This is a genomic window from Pseudomonas sp. ANT_H4 (assembly GCF_008369295.1).
Classification (GTDB): Bacteria; Pseudomonadota; Gammaproteobacteria; order Pseudomonadales; family Pseudomonadaceae; genus Aquipseudomonas.
The window spans coordinates 35,819-55,529 of record NZ_VOBG01000009.1; the positions used below are offsets into that span (position 1 = coordinate 35,819).

Below are 19,711 nucleotides of genomic sequence, written 5' to 3' on the forward strand. Positions count from 1 at the left end.
GTACATCAAGGAAAACATACGACGACTGTAGGGTTAATCTCCCAGGCATTCCTGAACTGCTCAAATTCCATTATTGCTGCTTGTTCAGCATCTCCAAGATGATAAGTAAACACACTTGGAGCCTCATATGAATACCTGCTTTCTACTCGGACTCTCGGCTCGCGCTGATTGGGCGCTGGGTGTCCTCTTGTACGGGGAACCCGACGGGAAATACATCGCCGAAAAGAAATTTCAGGAAGCTCGCGATCGTGCCTGGGCTTACGGGTGGGGGGCTTCTTCTGAACCGTCCCCTTTTTTTACCGACGTTCCGGATCTGATGACGGCATTTCGAGCTGGTGCACAAACGCTGGCTGACGACTGCAATCGTTGCTCGGTCGAATTAACTAATTGAATGGTGAACGAAATGACTCAACAAGCACTAGCGACTGTAAACGTTAAACAAATTTACTACGTAACCCTTCGCTGGCCACAAACCGATACGGGGTCGTTCTCCCTGCATGTACTAGCAGGCGATAGCTGGGAGGCGTGCATGGTAACGGCACAGAAAATGGCCGAAGCGCGAGAGGAGGAAACCGAAGGCCGTTATGAGGCCTTTGAAGATCAGGCGGAACGTGATGAGTGGGTCGCCGAGCGAGCCGCTGACTGTATGGAATGTTGCCTGGTCTCCGATTCACTGAAGTCTGATCTCGAAATTCTGTTTGCTGCTGAATTGTTTCCGGATGGTGTTACCTTCGATATCGACATCGAGGCGCTGCGGACGTTGGTAACCGCCAACCGTGAACTGCTCCGCGTTAAACCGACGCCTCCCAAACTGGCCTTGATGTTCAAGATGGTTGACTCCGATAACTGCCGTGTCTACTACATGGACCCGAACAAACGGTTGCTTTGCTTCCAGCTTACCAGCCGCAAAGACTTTGAATTGCTGTACTGCACCCAGGAAGGTGAGCCTTCGCACACCATTGACCACTTCAACAAAGACATTATCGACTTTCCAGTCGGTGAGCCCGGCATTGCAGCAGATTTCATCGAATGGTGGGGGCGGGTGAACAACCCTGCTCAGACCGAAAGCTAACGTTCCATCCAAGCCACTGCATGTCAGTGGCTTTTTTTTGCTCGATTTTAGATGAAACAACGCCCCGACTGGCGGGGCGCTAGTTGGATGGCTGGCGTCAAAAGCCGATGGAGAATGAAACCGTAGCCACATCGGAGGCCACAGACTTGCCGCTGTTGAAACGATGACCGTAGGATACGCCCACGCGGGAGGCTTTCAGCGGGCCGGCGATCTGTACGCCCAGACCGACTTCGTCCCAGCGCGTTGTGGTGTCTTGCTTCAGGTTGAAGGTCGATACGCCCAGCACTTCACCGCTCAGATCGTCATTCGAGTGGTTCAAGCGCTCGACGTGCTTGAGGTTGGCCGACAGTATGGCTTTGTTGCCCAGGTTCAGACTACCGGTGACCCCAGCTGTACCGTAGACATCGTTCTGTTTGCGGCTGTCGAACTGGACCGGGTATGGTCCACTGGTTTCGGTGTAACCGTCCAGTTTGCTATCCAGGTAATCGAGACCGACATATGGCATCACCGCAGCGTTGTCCTTGACGATGAACACGTAGCCGGCCTGGCCCGATACTGCTCGTTGGCTGATATCGGATTTGCCTTTTGAGGCGGAGGTACCAGCCCCGGTCAGGTACGAGCGCTTGATGGTTGCGTCACCTTCGGAGACTGCAACGGCCCCGCGAGCGAAAACGCCTTGCTTCAGACGGTTGCCGTATTCGAGGAAAGCACCGACGGTGTTGGTGTCGCCTTCGACGCGATCCTGATTGATTTTCAGCGAGGTGTTCGGGCCTTGGTAGCCGACGCCTGCGATGAGGTCGGGAGTCAGCCGGTAGGCGAGAGTGAGGCCGCCGTTCGTGTTGTCCCCCTGGACGGTGCCATTGTGGTGTGTCATCTGGGCGCTTACGTTGACGCAGATGCCTTTGGTGTCGAAGGTGGTGCAGATCAGTTGATCTTGAACGAAGCTTTGCAATTGGTTTTGCAGTGCTTCGGTGTACAGGCTGGCATTATTCAGGGAATCACCCAGATCATACAAGCCGATGACACCCGTAGGTGGCATCGGAGTTATAGCGCTAGCTCCGCCTGTGTTTGGGGTGCCGTTACCGCCAGTGCCGCCACTGGTGCCTGAAGTAGGCGGGGTTGTGCTGCCCGATCCAGATACCGGTGGAGTGGCACCGCCGGAGCTCGAAGCCGGCGGAGTAACAACCGGAGGCGTCGGAGGCGTAACTACGGCGGTTGGTACCGAGATTGGGCCGTAGGAGCGAGCAACGAACGGCTGGTCACGGCCGTTCAGGGTGCCCATACCGAACACTGTATTGCCATCAGCCGAAACAGCGGTGGCCGTGTCGAGGGAGTTACCAGGCAACAAGTTGTAGGAAGGATCATTTTCTTGCAGCCACTGCACCAGCGATTGCATGCCCGTACCGGCTGTCCAGCGGAAACCAGTCACCACGGCACCGGTGGTATCAGCAACGCCGACGACCACTGCGCCATTCGCTGAAATACCTTCGGCGCTTGAGAGAGTGCCGTTGCTGAGCAGGCCAAGGCCCTTCATCCCGGATGCCTGAGTCCAAATGAAAGCTTCAGTTGAGGAAACCGACGAATCACCCATACCAACGATATAGGTGCCGTCTGCGTTTACCGCTTTTGCCTGAGAGCCGATACCACCAGCCAGCGTGCCCAAGCTTTCCGCGCTGCCGCTATTTACCCAGCGCGTGGCAATGTCTCCGGCCTTGGCGCCGTTTTGTGCGTAGCCCACGACTACCTGGCCGTCAGCAGAGACGCCCAAGGCAAAACTGTGACTGCCGTCGCTCAGTTGGCCCAGGCTGGTGATGTTGCCGGCGGAGTTCCAGGTCACAGCGGTGTCGTTGCCAGTTAGGCCGTCATTAGCAGACCCGGCAATCACACTACCATCGGCGGAGACGCCTTGGGCCTTTGCGTAGGTCCCGTTGTTAAGGAAACTCATTTTGTGGATGCCGGTGCCGTCCCAACTGACTGCGGTTTGTTTGCCGCTCAAGCTGTCCACCGAACTACCCACGATAATGCTGCCATCATTTGACGCCGCGTTTGCTTGTGCCACGTTACCGAGGGTGGCCAGGTATTGCTTGCCACCCAGTAGCGTCCATTGGAACGCACTGATGACTCCGGTAACGCTGTTGTTTTGCGTCCCCACGAGCATCTCGCCGTTACCCGATCCGCCCAGGCGGTTGCTGTAACCATTGATCGAGGTGCCGAGGGTAGGGGCGAAGACATCGACGCCAGAGGTAGCGGCTTGGGCGGAGGGGTTGCTCAGACCCAAGCCAATGGCGGCGACCAGCAGGGAGAGGCGTGGGTTAAAGCGATTGTTCTTGTCGTGCATGGGGTAATTTTTCCTGAGATTACGGGGGAAACTTACATAACATGCATTTATAATACTGATACGGCGCAAAACAAATCAACGAGATTGTTTGTCTCATTGCTTCAGCATCGATATTCCCCAATAAAAACGGGTGAATGACGTATTTTCTTGCCTAGAATTCTCCCCCCCTCCTTGCAAATCTTCCGTATTTCGAAACATTTTTTGGTCATCAATACGATTCCTTCTGTATCGAATATGTAGACCTGTTCACCATCTCCTTGCTCAAGGCCACCGCAAGTGACCGCTACCCCCCCCCGAGGAGAACGACCATGCTGAACGTTCCAAAAGCTCTGCTGGAACCCTGCGTCAAAATAGAAACTTTGCATCGCTCTGGAAAACGCCTGCTTCTGGAAATCGCCGGTGCTCTTGAGCTGTCGTCTGAGTCCTATGACATCCGTAGTAGCAAAGGCGGGAACGGTGTGATGGGTGAGGTGATTCTTCATTCCGATCACCTGTACTTGATGGTTCACGTCATGACTGGTGAGTTGCGAGTGATGTACCGAACCTGCAAAGGCCCAAAAGACGACAGCGGAGGAATCAACTACTTTGTCGGAGTCTCCGAGCTGGCCAGCGCAACAGCCAGTGAACGTTTCATCGCAAAGCTGAAGCAGATGACAAGCCTCGGCGTTCGTGAAGCCGCTTAATTAAGGAGTTCACATGTCGGAGAACCTGGTGCAGTTTCCAGAGGCTTTCGCGCAACGCATCAGCAAGATGATCGGATTCGAACCACCTGTCAGCGGTACCGCAGCCAATGGCTGGTTTGGTGGCTATGGGTGTCGCTGGTGTGCTGCTTCAAGAGCGTGGTTCACGGTGGTACCTTTCGATCAGTTGCAGGTCGCTGAAAAAGTGGCTCAGATGTTTCGTGAGGCCGGAGTGCTCGATGTGCGTATAAACAACGAGGGTGGCGTCTCTCAAGAAGATGATGGAAAGGGCTTGCAAGTATCGGCCTACGTTTGACCAACGCTGCACCGACCGCTCCTTGTGGAGCGGTTTTTTTTGCCTTCACTTTGCTCGCTCCTGTGCTCCTTCATAGATGGCAATGAAAGCCTTCTGGGAGAACGACGAAATGACGTACCCAGGCACTCTAGATGCCTATGGACACTTCTGGCTGGTAATTCCCAGGTAAGCTTTACAGATTGGCCAGGACGGGGCTTACAGTCTTCAAGATGGGCATCTTGTTGGCATACACCTCAACATCTCTGGTCAGTTAGAGAATGTGAGCGAATTCGACTTTGAGGTGACGCTTTTGATACAGCCCGCGCTCTTGGGATTGCGACGACCCGCATCCTGCGATGACGGTGTGGAGCACGTCACACAAATTCGTGGCGTGCAGCCCAGACTTAGAAGGGGCAACCCTGAAGGATGGGTTATACCAAATTCAGCCTTTTTCACAGAAGGCGTTGTTTTTGTTGGGCCGTGTTGGGCATCTCCATTTTGATATGACAACGAACTGGAGTTACTCATGCAAAACAACGATCAAACCTTGTCCCAAACAGTTTCACAATCCGCCGATGAAAGGACTGCTACTCCCATGGTTCTGACGAATGCAGCGGGGGTAATCGTGCATTCACCTTACGATCCGGCATTGCTGGCTTTCATTCACGAAGGTACGGAGATTCGAAACCCATATATTTCTGTGGATGGTCGTACCCTGGTGAACCCTGTGGAGGCATACGGATTCGTGGAGTACCACACCGGTGGTGGTCGCATGGCGCTGATGCGTCCTCATACCGAGGGTCGGGTCTTCTACCTCACGAAGGATGGGGTGTACATCGCTGATCCACAGGATTGGCGCGAATGCACGATCTTCGTATGCGATGCCGACGAAAACGAACTTGCCTACTGCGAGCTCACTGATGTTCCATCGTCCCCTGAACCAGGGCACCAAGATGCGATTGAAAATCCATTTTGCCCCGAAGAACTCAAACTTGAGTCCCACGAGGCATTGAAGGATCGGTACCGCGTATGGGCACAAGTCCACCTGGCAAATGATGATCTGGAGTTTGACGAGCAGGCTACGGTATCACTGTGTGAAGGCGGTGCGTTTGTCCAGGCCAGAATATGGGTCCCCTTTCGGATTTTGCCGACTCCAGCAGATTACGCCGACGAAGGCGTATAACCCCCCAAGCCGTCCTCTTTGAGGGCGGCATTTTTTTGATTGTAAACACTCCGAGTGTCGATTGCTGGCTCATGTGAATCATCACATGCCATACGTTCAATCACTCAGGAGTGCGCTTCATGGCTAATAAGCTTTCTCAAAATTTTCCGTCTTATGCAAAACCGCTGGTCGATGCTCTTGCTGATGGATACCGGTATTCGCCGGCCGAAATGTTTCGCTATTTTCTCAGCGCCGTGATGCAGGTTTGGGGATTCCAGCCTTGGTACCCGACACCCATTGAGGCAAGAGAACGAGTGATCACCGCCATTAGCTGTTATGACGGCCTAGTGGCCAAGGAGGAGCCTTTTAAAGACATCCTGGGTGCGGTTTACGCAGAGCTCAGCAGCAAAGGCGGCAAACAGCTTTTAGGCCAGTTCTTTACGCCCTGGAGCATCGCAGTAATGATGGCCAATTTTAACCCTGAACCGGTTTCAAATGTTCAAGGTCGAAAGGTGCTCTCTGATCCTGCGTGTGGCAGTGGTGTAATGCTGCTGGCCAGGGCAAATCAAATTATCGAAAAACATGGTGCAGAAGAGTTGTACCGATGGACGTTTTATGGCTGTGATCTGGATGGAATTTGCGCACGGATGACAGCCATACAACTCGCTGCCAACTGTGCTGTGCATAGAGTGGAAATTGGAGAAATCCTTATTGTTCAAGGCAACACACTCGCGAGCGCCGAAAACAAACAGGTGATCCTGCATGCCAGTTCCCCGAAACGTCTTGCTTTGGCTTAATAATCAAATTCTGAATCGAGAGAACCTCATGAAAATCCGCAAAGTATTGGTAGTGCTGATGGGGCTTTGTGGCTTGTTACCACTGATTGGTATGGCTTCTGAAGCCACCGATGCAGTGTTGGAAGTGGCCGCCACCCGGATGTCAACGGTTGTACGCGTTAATGGTCAAAACGTCCCAGTGATTTATGTTGGCCAGGCTGATGGCTGTGACTCAGTAGCCATTCAACATGCTGCCGATCGGTACGAGCACTTTCGTGTGTGTGACAACCGGGTAATTCCGCGCAACACGGTATCCCCCAGTTGGACAGAAGAAGATGGCGGCCGGGCGGTACTAGCCGCCGTGGTCAGCAATTCGATCTTGTATGGCGAAGCAAGTCAGACCGACTCGAACGGCTACCTCATTTCAGCCCGCACATTGGGTGGCTTGAGGAACGATTGTAGAAATGTTGAAGTCATCATCAGCTATGACGGGGACCTGGTCGACAGGGCTCTGAAAAGCGTATGTGGCAAAAGTAGATAAGGCAATACCAACCCACCTGTCTTATGGTGGGTTTTTTATGCGTTTCTGTTGGACATCTCCAAGTACCAGGCCTTCGCAACGTCTGGCCCAACTTTCAGGAGAGTCATAATGCAAAACGCAATCAAAACAGCTGTAAGCCAACAAGAAGTGCTGGACGGTTTCGATCAGGCGAAGCTCCCGATCGATCGCGATTCCATTCGTTCCCGCCGGCTGCTGCGGCTGATTGAGCTGGTCGAGGTCCTCAGAACCCCTAATCAGCAACGGACCATGTGGCAAATGCTGCTTGATGCTGGTGCTAACCCGGACTACATCCTCATGCGCGACTGTGACGATGATGTGCAAAATGGCCGCCGTCCGGCGATCCAGGTTCGGATAAATACCCTCAAACACCGCGGTTTCGTGGTGTTAGGGTACGATGCTGATGATCGAGGATTCAAACTCCTTTTGCAGGATGAAGGCACGTCGATTGCTCGCATCACTGTCGATAAGGTCAGCGTGCGCAAGTTCGCCGAAGTCCTAGAGGATCTTGTTGACGACGGTATTCGCCCTTTGACGCACCCCTCCGCCAACAAGGCGGTGTCCTCCAACGCTGTCATTCAGGGTGACTATCTGCTTCGTCCTTAAAACGTTACACCCAAGCCCACTCTGACAGGAGTGGGTTTTTTATTTGCTGACTGCCCGAGCTGACACTTACGCAGAGGATGTGGAGTGCGCAATTCTTACGGGCACAAAAAACCGCTGACCGAATGGCCAGCGGTGGGTGCAACATTGTTCAGCGATCAACTGCTGTGCGTATGGAACGTAACCTCATCCATGCAAGCGAAGAGGGTGCCGACGCGCTCTTGGAACAGGTGCAAGGCTATTTGCGTGAAGCGTACCTTTATGTCATCCGAGGGTGCATCATCAAAAGTGAAACTGACCTTACCGCCGTACTTGCCTTGGTTGTACTGCTGATGGATATCGACAGTTGCCAGCACCTTTCCTTTCTGCTTGATGTGCCGCCCTTGGAATTCGAAGGCGCACGTCTTGATCAATTCACGTGCCTTGGCGGCGGTGATCGATTTGATGTCCGCATCCCCGTCAGGCAGCAGAGTAATTTCGTAGGTTTGCACTTTCTCGAACGAGTTGAGTACACATTCAACGAATTCGGTCGCCCGCGGGTGCAAACCAATAGAGGCGAGGTGCGTGCCGTTCTCTCGGATGACCCAGACGTAGCGACCACCCACAGTGCCAGTGTTGACCAGGTGATCGCGATCGAACTGATAGAAGTCCTGGCGGTAGCCGGTGAGGATGCACTGCTGGGATTCAACGATAGCGGTCATGCGATCAAAGACGTTCTGAAACTTCATGGTTCATCTCCTGAAAGGTTTGCGTTACCCATCGTGATGCAACACATGCGCGTACAAACCTGAGTGCCCCCGGGCGACGTGTATTCCGCTGTTCGTCATATCTGATTGCAAGTTCAATCAATCAGGAAACTCCCCCAGAATGAAAACTCCAAAAGGCTTTGTTTCGGTAACCCACCTTCAAGATCTGCTGACGGCTCTCATTGCGCACGACAATGAACTCGATGAGGCTGAGCGTCCCCCAGTAGGTGATGATTACAACGACATCTACAACATGTCTGTCGCCAAACTGAGTGGGTTGATCAACGATGCGTGCTCGGCTTCCCCAGAGGAGATTAGCAGCGCTGAAACGATCACCAGTAACCAGGTTTGCACCGAACCCCAAACCCAACCGACCTATCAGGTTGGCGCTGTATTGATGGCAATTGTTTTGCGCATTCACCTCGCTGACGCGCGTGCGCTTGTAACCGCGTATGAGCGGTGCTGGCAGGAGCAAGCTAACGGTAATACCGGGAGCCAGAATAGAGTCAGCGATGACTTTGCCAAGCTCACCCAGGAAATCGCCGGCAGGATGGTGGCGAGTGATAGGCAGTACGTGGAAAAGCTGTTGGCGCCCCCGCTGTTAAAGCAGACGGTTTAACGCACCCTCAACCCGGCTGATTGGCCGGTTGTTTCTATTTTGTGTTCTTGTGTTCTGCATCTCTCTAGTACACAGATAACGGGGGAGCTCACATGTCGCACTTCTATTCGCAAAAAAAAATTGATCGCCGCAGCAAAGAGTCAATGGTCCAGTTTCTGAACGGCCATTTCCGGTACAACACCATGAACAGCTGGAACGGGTCTACCAGTTATGCACATAGCATCAAGCTGCATAACCTGGGGCTTACGTCCGAACAACTCGACAAGGCATACGCCGTCCTCCGGACTGATATCTGGGATGAACTCGCTGTTCAGATCCAGGACTTTGTCACTCAAATGCGCGGGGCTTACACCATTGCTACCAACGGTCGTTCAGGCGGTTACCTGGTGCTGTATAGCAGTGAATGGAAAGCAACGAGCTATATGTCCTATTGCCGGTCGTGTTACCAACGGAACTATCAAGCATGTGGCAAAACCGAGGGTGATAATACCTGTGGTGCCTGCCGTGCAACCGGCGAAAAAGGTCGAGTTAACTACGCAACGCCACCACGCCAACTCAGTGTCTCCAACGCCGGCATCGACGCCGAGCGCGATTTTGAAGACTGGTCGATGGAGCAGTTGAGAGCTCGCGTCAATGTGGTCGAAGCATTTGACAGTGCCTGTGATGACATCCGTTTGGCCTTCCTCAATATGCTTGAGCTGGACGTCGTAGAAGAAACGATCATGGTTCCTGAGAAACGCTACGTTCTCCAGGCGTCGCACGCACAATAACCACCACGACCGCTGGCCTTTTGGCTGGCGGTTTTTTTTGCGGGGCCGGGGGAGCGTGGTCGTTCCTATTATCATTCGAGCGGCAGAAAAAAGCCCCGACCGAAGTCAGGGCTGGTGGAGCGGTTAAGGGATCTGCGCAGCTTACGCCGTCACAGGTTTGGTGATCTGTTCGAGAATGTCATCGAGCATCATGCTCGACAGGCCCTTCAGATCATCGTCGTCATTCAGAAGCCGTGCACGCAGCGTGTCCAGGAAGGTGTCGAGTTGAGTGCGAGTGTGTAGTTGAACGGACATCGTCAGTAGACGCCAGGTCAATTCAGTTTCGGCTTCAAGGTTATCAGTGCGGTTGATGTAGTCCTTGAGGAAATCCAGGATTTCCGCGGTCCACGGTATCAAACCGAGATCGTCATCAGCCACGTCGTCAATCGACAGTTGATTACCGTAGCCAGCATTCAAACTCTCGGAGACGGCTTCCAGCGCCGGCGTCAGGGTTTCCCAGTCATAGCCTTCATCTTCAGCTGACTGCTGATTCAGTTTATGGAGGGTACTCAGGGCCCTGTATTTGGCTGGAAACAAAAAGTCCATCACAGCATTAGGCCCTTGTGCAACGGCCACAGAGAGTCGTCCAACAACCCCTTTCACTTCGTTCAGTTCAGGGTTGTCATAAGCCTTGGCGAGCACTTGCAGAAGGGCATCTTCGATAGCCGTCGGCGTATCTTCCTTTGGAGAGAGAACCTTCATCTTGAGGAATTCGAGCATCACCGGTTCACCCCAGCTGTTATTGCAGTGGAACGCGTCGCCGACCCAATGGCCTTCGTCGATGTTTGTACCCGTAATGATGGTTGCGCAGCGGCCTTGATGCCCCCAGAAAAGTTGCAGCACCTGGTCATCGACCATCGGTTCCGTGGGCTCAAACTGCACGGGGCAGCATTCCGTTAACCCTGATGGCAAGGTCAGAAGTACGTGACACGCGGCACCGGCGATGCGGAGGACGCTGTTGCGATTGTTCGAGTGAGTCATGGGTATCCCCTGAATAGAAGTTGAACGTGCATCACAGGGATGCACAACAGGGGCGTGTAGCGGGGAGCCCCCTTTCCTGTTGGGTGCCTTTGGCATTTGTTCGCGCTCCGGGTCGACATGGCCATGGCGCGGGTCAGCGACAAACGCGAGTGCATTGCTCGCCGGCCTGGATGGCAAAACAAGGCATGCAGGTAGGGGAAACCTCCGCTAGAATCCCTTTTTAGCGACATGCAATTAACAGTCAGAGATTCACCGGCCGGACTGAGGCCTGGACCTGCGGAGTCAACCATGAGTACGCACGACGACCTGTTCAGAACAGACGCCATCGCTTGGGATTCCGATCCTAAGACAACCTTTGAGCAGTGGATGAGCCAACAGCCAGGCCGTGGTACCTCGCGTGCCCGTATCAGAATTTCATCAGCTGAGGTCTACCGAGCACAATGGGGTCGTTTTGTCGACTGGATTGAGCAAAAGAGCATTAAATTGAGCGAAGTGGATTCAATAATCATCAGCGAATTCTTAGAAGGCCTGAACATAAATCGCCCGCAGCGCGACCGGTACCGCAAGTTGATACAGCGAGTGCTAGCTGACCTGATCAAAAACACAGCTGAAGTTGGCTTTCTGAACCCTGCTGCGCAGGCGGTGCGCGAAGAAGGAGCAAAATGGAAGGAAGCAGACGGGAACCTACCAACCAGCTTTCTCAAGCCAGCGGAACGAGCTTTGCTTGCCACACACCTAAATTCTGCGATCACTGCACACAAAGAGCGTGATCAGTGGCGTGAGGCTCGCGATCGGGCAATTGTCGGGTTATGCGTCGGGGCTGGTCTCAAAGTATCGGAGATCGTGCCCTTGACTGTTAATTGCATCTACTTGGGTGACGAGAATTGGATCAACCTTGGCGACAAGAACTCTCAATTTACCCATCGAACCCGGCCGTTTTCCTATGCCGTTCAAGCGCTCAAGACCTGGTTGCATCATCGAGCTCGGATGGCCACAGAGGGCAATCTGTTATTCCCCTCGGACATCAAGCCCATTGTGAAAAACGGGAAACCCGTTACCAGCATTCACCCATCCACGCTGGTGCGTATCACTGAGGCGATGATCGAGGAATCCGGAGTTAAGGCCTTACGAGGCGAGGCTCATCGCGCAAGCCCACAAACCTTGCGTAACTCGTTCGCCGCAGAACTTTTTGAACAGGGAGAGTCGCCAGAGCACGTCGCCGATCGCATGGGCTTCGCACATATCGTTTCGGCAGAACGGCTGTTCACTTCCTGGGACATGTGGCGAAACAGCTGAAAAGCACCGAACAATGGAAAATCAAACTAGCAGCGGAGCTGGCTCCGCTGCGACTGATTACGATCGGCCGGCCGTGCCGGAGATCGGCAAATCTCCCAACAGCTTGAGGCCTGTAGTTTTGACGAAGGCAGCGTAATCCATCGGCCGCTCAACGCGTGTTTCAGCGTTTGGAAGCACGTAAGCCCATGCACGTTTCGATGAAGCGTCATAGACCAACTTGAACAACCGAGTTGGTACCCAAACATTGTTTTCGCCAATCGTGGTGTACCCAGGATCGAAAATCGGACCAGTGAACACGTACACACTCCCACCGGCACGTTGGGCAAACTTTCGGACATCCGCCTCGACCTTGCTCCATGCACCTCGATTATTTTGTGACGACTGGGGCACCATGTTCGACAAGGCAAAAGACTGAGCCATTGCGCGTGCGTTTGATGAGTCCCCAGCCGGACTTTGGTGACCTCGATCGAACCCAGAGCCACGATAATCGCTCAATTCCGCCCGGCCGCTCTTGGGTATTCGCGGATCGGGATAAAACTGATTAGTCCGTTCCTCCCCCTTTGCATCTCGAACTTTTGCGGCATCAAGCCTTTCAACCACAACCAATGGTGTCCGACTAGCCTGTGAAAAAAGAACCGCGAAGCTATCCGAGCATAGGGCCATTGGCTTCATGGCCGGCGGTACACTTGCAACGCTGATCGGCCTGCCGGCTGGAAAAAGGTCGACACAACCATCGAACGAGGCCTGTTTCTGCTGACTTGAGTAGAGGGCAAGGGCTTCGCTCGGGTTGATCGTTCCGGATCGGTAGCTCCCCTTTTCTTCCTGGGCATTGGGAAACTTGATGAAATCCATGAGGCCGCGAGCCTGCGCGGCACCGGCGGATAGCATTACTAGGGCCGAAAGCCCAGCAGCAATCTTGCTTAGCTTCATGAGTGAGTTCTTCGATATTGATTGACGAAATACAGACCGCAGGACCGGTTAACGCCGGATCTGCGCATCGTCAGTAATGAATTTGGCAAAAGGCAAGGGTAGAGCGGGGGAGAGGGGGGACTACAGGCAAAGCCGAGGTCCAAAAGATCGGGTAAAGGCATGATCAACTACCAGCCGAATGGAAAATGAAGCATATCAGGTACGCATATCAAAACTCACTACGTCCAATTAGTTCTTCTCAAATGCCAGAAACCACAAGGCCCACTACACGTAGCGGGCCTTGTGGTCGCAAGTTCAACCTTTCGGTTGATTTCCCAGCCTTTCAGGAGATTGGGTCGTTTGAGGCGTTTCCGCCTGCTTGGGGCCTATTAAACACACAATTTTAAATACATGCAACACGCTCCTATAAGATTTTTTTCATTTACGGTCAGCACACTTCACATCGTTTCCAAGCTGTCGCGGGGGCCAAAAGCCAGTGAGGCTCCCTTATGAGAGATTCTAATCTGACACAGATCAAACCTTTTAGTATCAATAATGGATTGGAAACGGCAAAATTTGACAGTATCCCGTACTACATTAACCGTGCTGCCCGCCCTTTCCATGAGGATCTTCAAATGAAGCTTTTCTATTCCGACAAATTTTCTGAACCTCAAGGGGGGTCCCCCTATTCGGCGATGCTCGCCTTCTTGGTTCTCTACTGCGTTTGCACTGGGAATTGGCTTTTGGATTGGTGGGACTGCGGGGCACGAAATCTACAGCGACTGGTGGGTGGGAACCTTCCTAGGAATTTTGCCAACGTCAGGCAGATATAAGATCAGAATCGGAAGGTTGCGAGCGTTGCTGCTGGTTATATTCGCAGTTGCAGCTCTTTACTACGCCAAAGGGCTTATCGAGCTTTTAATCCCATTCGCTCCTACGGAACAACTCGGCACAATCGAAATTCTTGTCGCTCTGGGTGCGGAGATATTCATCGGTTTGATCTGCGTGAATTTGGTTGGTCAGTACCTTTGGAAAGGGTTCAAAGTTAACCTCTTCTGACCACCGGAAGGTACGCACGCCTGCGGTTTACGTGTACCACCTTTCACTTATGTTTGGGTGCACAACATCTCCGAATACCAGGTCCACGCGAGGCCTGCTCAACTTCAGGAGATGCACCATGAATACACAGAAAATTGTTCCAGCTCAGGTTGTAGTACTGCTGGTCGAAAACCGCGCACAGGCAACGATTCTCGCAGCACTTCGTCACTATCAGCATGCACTGATCGGTAACCGGCCTGGCTTAACTGAGTTCATTGATATTGCATCCGATAGTGGAGCTGTTCTGCCGCTGTCCGCCGATGAAATTGGCGATCTCTGCGAAAAAGTCAATTTTGGTGCTCAACTTGACCAGGTACAGGATTTCATCGACTGGTCGACGCCTCACAAGGCGGCATTCACGCGATTGATCGAGCAGATGAACAACCAAGGCTGGCGCTCCGCCCGCGTGCACAACGGCGAATACTGGACAGATCTCTCCGCCGGTATGACACCAGAAGCGATCTACAAAAATCACCTTGGGGAGCTGGATCTTCAGATTGAGTTCTCGCTCAAACTGGACCCTTCCAACACCGGACAATGGCAGTTCGCTCCAAAAGGCTCTGTCGGCCTAACTTGTTTCGGTGGTTCGCATGCCTTTGTGGCCGCTACAAATGCTGCAACCACCAGCGTTTTCGGTGAGTGAGGTGGCCGGTATGCACCCTATCATCGAAGCATCGCGACTGATGAACAACGCTCAAATCACGAGGAAGGCCGCCATTCATGCCAATGCGACAACGATATTCCTGTGGGAGCTTTCTACCGGTGACACCCTTGAGCTTGTGAGGACCTGTGCGGGCTTCAGCTCCACCGAACTCAAACACCATCCCTTCAACGATCGCATCAAGTACTACCAGGAGCGGCGTAACGCAAACGTGGTTGGTTGTTATCAGCAGCCAGCCTGAAATTAACGCTCCTCCAGCCCGGCACAGCCCGGGCTTTTTTTCGCCCAAAAAAATACAACTGCCTGATTTTCATTTCCGGTTGCAAGCCAACGCGTTCTTCAGGGCAGCCCTGAAGAATCGCATAAACCCTTCAATTCGGACTCCCCATATGGCTACCCCTTACACCCCCTCAGAAATGCGAAACAAGATCAGCCTGCATCTAGAAAAAGGCGCCGGCATTTATGCATCTCACCCCACCGCCCTAGGTGAGCGCTATTTCAAAGCCCGGGTGTCAGAAGGGCGTTTGGAGGTATGGAGCGGCTTTAGCTGGTTTGAGGTACCCCGCGGAACCCAGTTCAACAACGGCCACGGCTCAGCCGGAAACCTGTTCGTTTACTGACACCAACGCTTCAAGCAACCAGACGCTATCGCAAAAGTGTTTGGAGACCGATTTTCAGGAGAAATTGCACATGAAATCCACCCGAACCCCGTTCACCAAGCTGGCTAACACAATCGATGCGGCTACCTTCGTTTTCAAGGTTGGCCGGACTGAGCATCAAGTAACTGTTCCCGCCGGCACTCGGTGCTGTCTGTTGGAAGGTCCAAACGAACGCTGGGTAGTCGATGACCTGAGCTTCATCGACTCCAAAAGTGGTCTGTACCTTGACGCTTCAAACTACGGTATTCCTGTCGACTCGAGGAACCTCACCAAAGTTCGCTAGCTAAAGCTTAACGTTTCACCCACCCCTGCCACCTTCACAGGTGCAGGGGTTTTTCGTCGCAAAAAGGTAATTCCAAGCCATGGCACGCAGCAACAAAAAACACCGACGACGTATAGTCTTGTGTTGTTAGTGTTGATAGTATTGCATCACACGTATGCATAATCCTGAAGTAATCCATTTCAAATCTGAGGTACCCGATGAAGAAGCTTGCACTCGCAATCGCCCTCGCCAGTTGCTCCCTGGCCGCATTCGCAGACGAAACCACCACACAGGCTCCAACCGCTGCAACGGTCCGCGTTGTCCAAGCCGCAACGAGCGCTGCACCCCAGGTCATCCCCCCTTCGCCCGTTGCCGTGGCTGCGCCGGCAGCTCCAGTCGACATCGAAAGCCTGGCAGTGATCAACAGCCTGCGTCAGAAATACCCAGCCACGAATTTCACCAGCGTCGTCAAAGCACCCCTGTCCGGCATTTTCGAAGTCACCATGGGCAAAAACATTGCATATACGGACTCGGAAGGCCGTTACCTGATGTTCGGTAGTCTGTATGACATGCAGACACGTCAGGATCTGACAGCGCCGAAACGAGCAGCGGCAGAAAAAATCGATGTTTCCAAGTTTCCCCTCGCCGACGCGTTCACCCGTGTGAAGGGTGACGGCTCGCGGAAAATCTACCTATTTACTGACCCTGACTGCCCGTACTGCCACGACCTCGAAAACAAAGTTTTCACTCAACTCGACAACGTGACCATCTATACCTTCATGTTCCCGATCGAATCGCTGCACCCTGCTGCCAAGGCCAAAGCCCAATCCATCTGGTGTCTGCCTGATGCTGATCGCGTCGTTGCCTGGGACAGCATGATGAAAGGCGTACCGCCGGCACCGCAGAAATGCGCCAACCCAATCGAGCGCAACATTAGCCTGGCTGAAAGCCTCGGCGTCAATGGAACACCGACGATGTTCAGCGAAGACGGCCGCAAAATGCCTGGCCTTGGCACCATCGAGCGATTGGAAGCATTCCTCAACGGCGGGGCATAAAAACTAACATTCCGTCTCGTGGCCATTTCGATGGCCACGATGCATTTCGCCACAGAAAGTCTCACCTTGGAACGCCTACGGCGCTCTCTTTGGAGTTGCGATGAAGCTACGCCGCCTTTGTGCATTCGCCTTCGTCCCCACACTCATTCTCACTTCATTCAACCTGCACGCTGAACAGCTGGGCCAATATGGCAACACCTGGAATATTCAGGAGCAGGATGCAATCGACATGATCAAAGGTCGCTTGGGTGAAATGGAGAAAAGAGGGGAACTCACGAAATACTGGAATGACTACCGCGACACGCAGCTGGCAGGGTTAGAAAATCCAAAACCCTTGCCAGGCATTGAACCGGTAGTTGAACCGCAGATCCGAATGTTCGACCCAACGTACACCTACGCAGAAACCGTTAAAGATCACCTCGGAAATGTGTTGGTGCCGGCGGGTACCAAAATCAATCCGCTCGATTACACCCCGCTCAGTAAAGCCATCATTTTCATTGACGGCCGCGACCCTAAGCAGCTGGCGTATGCAAAGCAACGCACGGAAGAGCATCCCCGCGACAAGGTGATTCTCGTAGCTGGTTCGTTTCTAAAGCTCAACCGCGAGTGGGGGCGCCCCGTCTACTTCGACCAGCAAGGAATCCTGACCAAGAAATTCGGCATTGAGCGTGTGCCTGCGGTGTTAACTCAGAACGGCCGCCAGCTTCAGATCGAGGAACTCAAGCTATGAAAAGACTTTTGATGGCTATGGGCTTCCTGATCACCGGCGTGTTTGCCTCTGCAAACGTCAACGCTGACGCGATATGCACCGGAAAATTTCCGAACCTCATCACAGACGTCTGCTGGTCCTGCATGTTTCCGATCAAATTGTTCGGATCAACCAACTTAGTTTCTGACGGGCAGGAAGACTTCGATAGCGGCGGAGGATCAAGTCCATTTTGCTTTTGTGGCAACCCTCCAAAAGTTGGCATCCCGACCTCCTTCTGGGAGTTCGACATGATGACAGACGTCACGACCGTCCCTGGTTGTTTCCCTTTGCTGGGGGGGGTGCGAGTAAATGTTGGTGTGAACAAAGACGCATTCGGACAGATTTCTGATGACCTGGGGGGTACCCGGGATTCGTTCATGCAGGTCAACTTTTACATCAACCCTGCGATGTATGTCATGGGTGCCATTTTGGATGACTCCTGCATGGATCGCCGCGGAATGGATGTGCCCTGGGTCTCGTTCGCTGATCCAACGCATAACGACGATGAGCTGGCAGGAATTCTCACTCCCTACGCATTCCCATTCGGCAGTATGGTTGCGATCGGAGCAATGTCGGCTGACGCGGTTGCAGCCGCTGCCGGGTTCCCACTGTCGTCAATTTTCTGGGCCGCCGGCTCGTATGGCCACATGTACCCGCTGACCGGCCATAACGAAGCCCATTTGAGCATGGAGCAAACAGCCCGGTTACAGACGACTCGGATTCTCGCGAAGTTGCACGCCGCCGGAACACAGTGGGCTGCCATGGGCAGCGGGGCTATGTGTGGCTACTACCCACAAATCATTATGGACAAGCGCCAGTACAAGCTCACTCGACTGTACCCAAAACCTGAAACGGCAAAGATCGCCGGCAAATGCTGTGGCCCCATCGGGCGCTCCACAATTTTGACCGAATCCAACACTGAATTTCCAATTCCCGGTTACAAGGACTTTGGCTATGGCATTTTCCGTAAACGCGACTGCTGCGGCGGCGTTACTCTTGGCAACTAGTGTGATGAGTCTGGGCGTTCACGCTCAGTCGATTGCTATGCCGTCCGATGCAGGTCTTCAAAAATTGATGGGCGAACAGTCTGCTACCCGGGCCGCGACCCTCGGCGGCAAGATCGACCCAGTTAAAGCTGGCACCTTCAAGACCACTGTGCCAGTGATTAACGCTCCGCCACCCACCAAAACGGAGTCGCTGGACGATGTTGTAGCCCGTTACAACAACGCCAAGCAGGAATCGAAAGGGAAGCCTGGTCAGAGCGATTTCATCATCTTTGTATCGTTCTCGATGCCGAAGGACATCCTCATCGAGCTCACGCACCAGGCTAAAGAAACAGGTGCCGTGCTTGTGGTCCGCGGGTTCGTCAACGGGTCCATGATGCAGACCAAACGTGCCGCATTGGAGGTCAACAAAACTGGTGTCCCTTGGGAGGTCAACCCGGAGTTGTTTAAAGCATTCAAGGTCGAATCGGTTCCCACCTTCGTGGTTGCCAGCGCCGAGGCCGAGTCTGTTCTCGACACCGGGTGTTCGCCTGATGCGACGTATACCTCGGTGACCGGCAACATCTCTGCGCAGTTGGCGCTGGACACCATACGCCTGCGTGGCCAGCCAACGATTGCAAAAATGGCAGAGAACAAACTAGCCCAGATTCGCCAACGCAACGCACCAGGATCGGTTCGGTAATTTGTGCCTGAAGCCCTACCCAGTGGGGTATTCCACAATCCCGCGTGTGAAGCTCGAAACTTCAATGCCTCCTTTGTGAGGCATTTTTTTGGACGACGACAAAATGCAAAATCTACTGACCAAAGAAGACCGTGAGTGGCTCAACGGCCTGGGCCTCAACCTGACCACCTGGCGCGAATTGACCTGCGCAAAACTCAAAGGAGTCGCATCGAGCCAACTGCGAAACACTGCTCGCGACGGTTGCGTCTACCGTGGCGGTGCGTGGGTTAACGCCGGCGCCCTTGTCGACGAGGTTTCCCAATCAATTACCTGGAACGCACAGGTGTATGAGGCGTGGGCCTACGGGTTCGCCAGCAAGATTCACGCGATCGGCGTAACCATGTCGAGTTTTGACGCTGAAATCTTGCTGATCGCTTCAGGCTTCGAACATGAGGATTTGAATGAACTCAGCAGAGCATCGAGCGAAGCTGTCGCCGAGGCCTACCACGACCTGTATGGAGAAGAGGTGGATGATGACTACTGACGTGAGCCGCCCGGTGCTATCTTGACATCGTCCCCGAACCGAAAATCAGAGCTCGGCAGCAGCTGTGATCCTCCTGCTGCCCGTACTGGCCATCCTCTGCTTTGACATTGTACTGATACCGTATCTCAGGCTGCTCTAACCAATACCGCCTGAGTGCTCGACAAGATCACCATA

23 protein-coding genes are annotated in these 19,711 nt (G+C 53.4%); 19 read left to right on the plus strand and 4 right to left on the minus strand.

Translation table 11 applies throughout. The features are described 5' to 3' along the window. Positions 1-127: 127 nt before the first annotated feature. Complete coding sequence (locus FQ182_RS13685; RefSeq protein WP_149493987.1) at positions 128-391, plus strand: hypothetical protein; 264 nt, start codon at positions 128-130, stop codon at positions 389-391. A 12-nt stretch (positions 392-403) separates the two neighbouring features. Continuing rightward, the gene (locus FQ182_RS13690; protein ID WP_149414881.1) at positions 404-1,072 is read left to right on the plus strand and encodes a hypothetical protein; all 669 of its coding nucleotides are present in this window, start codon (positions 404-406) and stop codon (positions 1,070-1,072) included. A gap of 97 nt (positions 1,073-1,169) precedes the next feature. On the opposite strand, the gene FQ182_RS13695 is transcribed toward FQ182_RS13690, so the two are convergent. Further along, entirely contained in the window at positions 1,170-3,410 is a 2,241-nt protein-coding gene (locus FQ182_RS13695; RefSeq protein WP_149414880.1) for an autotransporter domain-containing protein, read from the minus strand. 308 nt (positions 3,411-3,718) lie between these two features. Between FQ182_RS13695 and FQ182_RS13700 the strand changes: the two genes are divergently transcribed. The 6 genes from FQ182_RS13700 to FQ182_RS13725 all read left to right on the plus strand — a co-directional run bounded on the left by FQ182_RS13700 (position 3,719) and on the right by FQ182_RS13725 (position 7,488). Next, positions 3,719-4,093, plus strand: coding sequence for a hypothetical protein (locus FQ182_RS13700; protein WP_149414879.1), 375 nt, complete (start codon positions 3,719-3,721; stop codon positions 4,091-4,093). A gap of 13 nt (positions 4,094-4,106) precedes the next feature. Next, a complete protein-coding gene (locus FQ182_RS13705) occupies positions 4,107-4,406 on the plus strand; it encodes a hypothetical protein (RefSeq protein WP_149414878.1) in 300 nt (99 codons plus the stop codon). A gap of 505 nt (positions 4,407-4,911) precedes the next feature. Continuing rightward, positions 4,912-5,568, plus strand: a complete 657-nt coding sequence (locus tag FQ182_RS13710) for a hypothetical protein (protein WP_149493988.1) — start codon at positions 4,912-4,914, stop codon at positions 5,566-5,568. 119 nt (positions 5,569-5,687) lie between these two features. Beyond that, the gene (locus tag FQ182_RS13715; protein WP_149493989.1) at positions 5,688-6,344 is read left to right on the plus strand and encodes an N-6 DNA methylase; all 657 of its coding nucleotides are present in this window, start codon (positions 5,688-5,690) and stop codon (positions 6,342-6,344) included. Between the two features lie 28 nt (positions 6,345-6,372). After that, positions 6,373-6,864 carry a hypothetical protein gene (locus FQ182_RS13720; protein ID WP_149415169.1) on the plus strand — a complete coding sequence of 164 codons (492 nt, stop codon included), beginning with the start codon at positions 6,373-6,375 and terminating at the stop codon, positions 6,862-6,864. A gap of 108 nt (positions 6,865-6,972) precedes the next feature. Further along, a complete protein-coding gene (locus tag FQ182_RS13725; protein ID WP_149415168.1) occupies positions 6,973-7,488 on the plus strand; it encodes a hypothetical protein in 516 nt (171 codons plus the stop codon). A 155-nt stretch (positions 7,489-7,643) separates the two neighbouring features. On the opposite strand, the gene FQ182_RS13730 is transcribed toward FQ182_RS13725, so the two are convergent. After that, a complete protein-coding gene (locus FQ182_RS13730; protein WP_149415167.1) occupies positions 7,644-8,213 on the minus strand; it encodes a hypothetical protein in 570 nt (189 codons plus the stop codon). 139 nt (positions 8,214-8,352) lie between these two features. Here FQ182_RS13730 and FQ182_RS13735 point away from each other — a divergent pair, with 139 nt between their 5' ends. Beyond that, the gene (locus tag FQ182_RS13735) at positions 8,353-8,850 is read left to right on the plus strand and encodes a hypothetical protein (RefSeq protein WP_149415166.1); all 498 of its coding nucleotides are present in this window, start codon (positions 8,353-8,355) and stop codon (positions 8,848-8,850) included. 92 nt (positions 8,851-8,942) lie between these two features. After that, entirely contained in the window at positions 8,943-9,620 is a 678-nt protein-coding gene (locus FQ182_RS13740) for a hypothetical protein (protein WP_149415165.1), read from the plus strand. 141 nt (positions 9,621-9,761) lie between these two features. Here the strand turns inward: FQ182_RS13740 and FQ182_RS13745 are convergent, their stop codons facing one another. Continuing rightward, positions 9,762-10,640: a hypothetical protein gene (locus FQ182_RS13745; protein WP_149415164.1), complete on the minus strand. Its 879-nt coding sequence runs from the start codon at positions 10,638-10,640 to the stop codon at positions 9,762-9,764. Positions 10,641-10,928: 288 nt separating this feature from the next. Here FQ182_RS13745 and FQ182_RS13750 point away from each other — a divergent pair, with 288 nt between their 5' ends. Continuing rightward, positions 10,929-11,936 carry a tyrosine-type recombinase/integrase gene (locus FQ182_RS13750; RefSeq protein ID WP_149493990.1) on the plus strand — a complete coding sequence of 336 codons (1,008 nt, stop codon included), beginning with the start codon at positions 10,929-10,931 and terminating at the stop codon, positions 11,934-11,936. 57 nt (positions 11,937-11,993) lie between these two features. Here FQ182_RS13750 and FQ182_RS13755 read toward each other — a convergent pair whose 3' ends face one another. Then, on the minus strand, positions 11,994-12,866 hold the full coding sequence (locus FQ182_RS13755) for a DNA/RNA non-specific endonuclease (RefSeq protein WP_149415162.1): 873 nt from the start codon (positions 12,864-12,866) through the stop codon (positions 11,994-11,996). A 1,156-nt stretch (positions 12,867-14,022) separates the two neighbouring features. On the opposite strand from FQ182_RS13755, the gene FQ182_RS13760 reads away from it, so the two are divergent. From FQ182_RS13760 to FQ182_RS13800, 8 genes are all read left to right on the plus strand, one after another. Then, positions 14,023-14,586, plus strand: a complete 564-nt coding sequence (locus FQ182_RS13760) for a hypothetical protein (protein WP_149415160.1) — start codon at positions 14,023-14,025, stop codon at positions 14,584-14,586. 10 nt (positions 14,587-14,596) lie between these two features. Further along, positions 14,597-14,845 (plus strand): hypothetical protein, encoded by a 249-nt coding sequence (locus FQ182_RS13765; RefSeq protein WP_149415159.1) that lies wholly within the window; start codon positions 14,597-14,599, stop codon positions 14,843-14,845. Positions 14,846-14,993: 148 nt separating this feature from the next. Beyond that, a complete protein-coding gene (locus FQ182_RS13770; RefSeq protein WP_149415158.1) occupies positions 14,994-15,224 on the plus strand; it encodes a hypothetical protein in 231 nt (76 codons plus the stop codon). Between the two features lie 519 nt (positions 15,225-15,743). Then, positions 15,744-16,580: a DsbC family protein gene (locus tag FQ182_RS13780; RefSeq protein WP_149415156.1), complete on the plus strand. Its 837-nt coding sequence runs from the start codon at positions 15,744-15,746 to the stop codon at positions 16,578-16,580. 100 nt (positions 16,581-16,680) lie between these two features. Continuing rightward, positions 16,681-17,310 carry a type-F conjugative transfer system protein TraW gene (gene traW / locus FQ182_RS13785; protein ID WP_149415155.1) on the plus strand — a complete coding sequence of 210 codons (630 nt, stop codon included), beginning with the start codon at positions 16,681-16,683 and terminating at the stop codon, positions 17,308-17,310. Continuing rightward, positions 17,307-18,335 carry a TraU family protein gene (locus FQ182_RS13790; RefSeq protein WP_149415154.1) on the plus strand — a complete coding sequence of 343 codons (1,029 nt, stop codon included), beginning with the start codon at positions 17,307-17,309 and terminating at the stop codon, positions 18,333-18,335. Before traW ends, FQ182_RS13790 begins: the two co-directional genes overlap by 4 nt. Beyond that, complete coding sequence (gene trbC, locus FQ182_RS13795) at positions 18,283-19,014, plus strand: type-F conjugative transfer system pilin assembly protein TrbC (protein ID WP_256666401.1); 732 nt, start codon at positions 18,283-18,285, stop codon at positions 19,012-19,014. The genes FQ182_RS13790 and trbC overlap by 53 nt, the downstream gene beginning before the upstream one ends. A 103-nt stretch (positions 19,015-19,117) precedes the next feature. Then, positions 19,118-19,537 (plus strand): hypothetical protein, encoded by a 420-nt coding sequence (locus tag FQ182_RS13800; protein WP_149415153.1) that lies wholly within the window; start codon positions 19,118-19,120, stop codon positions 19,535-19,537. Positions 19,538-19,711: the final 174 nt, after the last annotated feature.

What these genes read in the sequence shown, in the direction of transcription:
- FQ182_RS13725 (WP_149415168.1), top strand. Translation starts at nt 6,973, where the DNA reads ATGCAAAACGCAATCAAAACAGCTGTAAGCCAACAAGAAGTGCTGGAC.
- traW (WP_149415155.1), top strand. Translation starts at nt 16,681, where the DNA reads ATGAAGCTACGCCGCCTTTGTGCATTCGCCTTCGTCCCCACACTCATT.
- FQ182_RS13690 (WP_149414881.1), top strand. Translation starts at nt 404, where the DNA reads ATGACTCAACAAGCACTAGCGACTGTAAACGTTAAACAAATTTACTAC.
- FQ182_RS13780 (WP_149415156.1), top strand. Translation starts at nt 15,744, where the DNA reads ATGAAGAAGCTTGCACTCGCAATCGCCCTCGCCAGTTGCTCCCTGGCC.
- FQ182_RS13790 (WP_149415154.1), top strand. Translation starts at nt 17,307, where the DNA reads ATGAAAAGACTTTTGATGGCTATGGGCTTCCTGATCACCGGCGTGTTT.
- FQ182_RS13700 (WP_149414879.1), top strand. Translation starts at nt 3,719, where the DNA reads ATGCTGAACGTTCCAAAAGCTCTGCTGGAACCCTGCGTCAAAATAGAA.
- FQ182_RS13765 (WP_149415159.1), top strand. Translation starts at nt 14,597, where the DNA reads ATGCACCCTATCATCGAAGCATCGCGACTGATGAACAACGCTCAAATC.
- FQ182_RS13710 (WP_149493988.1), top strand. Translation starts at nt 4,912, where the DNA reads ATGCAAAACAACGATCAAACCTTGTCCCAAACAGTTTCACAATCCGCC.
- FQ182_RS13770 (WP_149415158.1), top strand. Translation starts at nt 14,994, where the DNA reads ATGGCTACCCCTTACACCCCCTCAGAAATGCGAAACAAGATCAGCCTG.
- FQ182_RS13800 (WP_149415153.1), top strand. Translation starts at nt 19,118, where the DNA reads ATGCAAAATCTACTGACCAAAGAAGACCGTGAGTGGCTCAACGGCCTG.
- FQ182_RS13760 (WP_149415160.1), top strand. Translation starts at nt 14,023, where the DNA reads ATGAATACACAGAAAATTGTTCCAGCTCAGGTTGTAGTACTGCTGGTC.
- FQ182_RS13720 (WP_149415169.1), top strand. Translation starts at nt 6,373, where the DNA reads ATGAAAATCCGCAAAGTATTGGTAGTGCTGATGGGGCTTTGTGGCTTG.
- FQ182_RS13715 (WP_149493989.1), top strand. Translation starts at nt 5,688, where the DNA reads ATGGCTAATAAGCTTTCTCAAAATTTTCCGTCTTATGCAAAACCGCTG.
- FQ182_RS13730 (WP_149415167.1), bottom strand. Translation starts at nt 8,213, where the DNA reads ATGAAGTTTCAGAACGTCTTTGATCGCATGACCGCTATCGTTGAATCC.
- FQ182_RS13740 (WP_149415165.1), top strand. Translation starts at nt 8,943, where the DNA reads ATGTCGCACTTCTATTCGCAAAAAAAAATTGATCGCCGCAGCAAAGAG.
- FQ182_RS13705 (WP_149414878.1), top strand. Translation starts at nt 4,107, where the DNA reads ATGTCGGAGAACCTGGTGCAGTTTCCAGAGGCTTTCGCGCAACGCATC.
- FQ182_RS13685 (WP_149493987.1), top strand. Translation starts at nt 128, where the DNA reads ATGAATACCTGCTTTCTACTCGGACTCTCGGCTCGCGCTGATTGGGCG.
- FQ182_RS13745 (WP_149415164.1), bottom strand. Translation starts at nt 10,640, where the DNA reads ATGACTCACTCGAACAATCGCAACAGCGTCCTCCGCATCGCCGGTGCC.
- FQ182_RS13695 (WP_149414880.1), bottom strand. Translation starts at nt 3,410, where the DNA reads ATGCACGACAAGAACAATCGCTTTAACCCACGCCTCTCCCTGCTGGTC.
- FQ182_RS13755 (WP_149415162.1), bottom strand. Translation starts at nt 12,866, where the DNA reads ATGAAGCTAAGCAAGATTGCTGCTGGGCTTTCGGCCCTAGTAATGCTA.
- FQ182_RS13735 (WP_149415166.1), top strand. Translation starts at nt 8,353, where the DNA reads ATGAAAACTCCAAAAGGCTTTGTTTCGGTAACCCACCTTCAAGATCTG.
- FQ182_RS13750 (WP_149493990.1), top strand. Translation starts at nt 10,929, where the DNA reads ATGAGTACGCACGACGACCTGTTCAGAACAGACGCCATCGCTTGGGAT.
- trbC (WP_256666401.1), top strand. Translation starts at nt 18,283, where the DNA reads ATGGCATTTTCCGTAAACGCGACTGCTGCGGCGGCGTTACTCTTGGCA.